The 1444-nt window shown below is 53.9% G+C and carries 1 rRNA gene; it reads left to right on the plus strand.

Annotated elements, in window-relative coordinates:
* Window positions 1-24: 24 nt before the first annotated feature.
* A 23S ribosomal RNA gene (locus tag IEX74_RS23020) occupies window positions 25-1444 on the plus strand; the annotation flags it as partial.

Here is a 1444-nt window from a genome sequence, read left to right on the forward strand (position 1 = left end):
CCTGGTAACAGGGTAGCTCCCGGAAGAGAAGTAAGCAAGGGCACACGGGGGATGCCTAGGCTCTCAGAGGCGAAGAAGGACGCGATAAGCTGCGAAAAGCTGCGGGGATTGGCACATACGAGGTGATCCGCAGGTATCCGAATGGGGCAACCCACTACCGTGAAGCGGTAGGGCTTATACCTTTAGTGGTATAGGGGCAAACGCGGGGAACTGAAACATCTAAGTACCCGCAGGAACAGAAAATAACAATGATTCCCCAAGTAGTGGCGAGCGAACGGGGAGGAGCCCAAACCAGGGTGGTTACGGCCACCGTGGGGTTGTAGGACCTCAACATCTGATTGGAGTACTTTAGCTGAATGACGTGGGAAAGTCAACCAGAGACGGTGAGAGTCCGGTAAGCGAGCGAGTACTGCACGGTAGAGGATTCCTGAGTAGAGCGGGACCGGAGAAATCCCGTTTGAATCCGGCGGCACCATCCGCCAAGGCTACATACTCCTGAGAGACCGATAGTGAACGAGTACCGTGAGGGAAAGGTGAAAAGAACCGGGAATACCGGAGTGAAAAGAACCTGAAACCGTGTGCTTACAAGCGGTCGGAGCCCTTTGGTGGGGTGACGGCGTGCCTTTTGCATAATGAGCCTACGAGTTACTCCTCTCGGGCAAGGTTAAGTGCTTGGAAGCACGGAGCCGCAGCGAAAGCGAGTCTGAATAGGGCGCAGAGTCCGAGGGGGTAGACGCGAAACTTTGTGATCTACCCATGACCAGGGTGAAGGTTGGGTAACACCAACTGGAGGCCCGAACCAGTTTCCGTTGAAAAGGATTTGGATGAGTTGTGGGTAGGGGTGAAAGGCCAATCAAACTGAGAAATAGCTCGTACTCCCCGAAATGTATTTAGGTACAGCGTCGGCGTGGAGTTACGTGGAGGTAGAGCTACCAATAGGACTAGGGGGTGTCAGAGCCTACCGAATCCTGATGAACTCCGAATGCCACGTAATATAGCCGGCAGTGAGGCTTGGGGTGCTAAGGTCCCAGGCCGAGAGGGAAAGAACCCAGACCATCTGCTAAGGTCCCTAAATCCGGACTAAGTTGAACAAAGGAGGTCCACTTGCTTTGACAGCCAGGATGTTGGCTTGGAAGCAGCCATTCATTTAAAGAGTGCGTAACAGCTCACTGGTCGAGCGAGAGGGCATCGATAATACGCGGGCATCAAGTCCGGTACCGAAGCAATGGATTTACGCTATGCGTAAGTGGTAGGGGAGCATTCTCGTCAGCGGTGAAGGTGCCTTGTAAGGGGTGCTGGAGCGGCGAGAAAAGCAAATGTAGGCATGAGTAACGATAAGGCGGGTGAGAAACCCGCCCACCGATAGACTAAGGTTTCCTGCTCAACGCTAATCGGAGCAGGGTTAGTCGGGACCTAAGGCTACGCTGAGAAGCTACGTCGATGG

Source organism: Hymenobacter cavernae, assembly GCF_014641455.1.
Classification (GTDB): domain Bacteria; phylum Bacteroidota; class Bacteroidia; order Cytophagales; family Hymenobacteraceae; genus Hymenobacter; species Hymenobacter cavernae.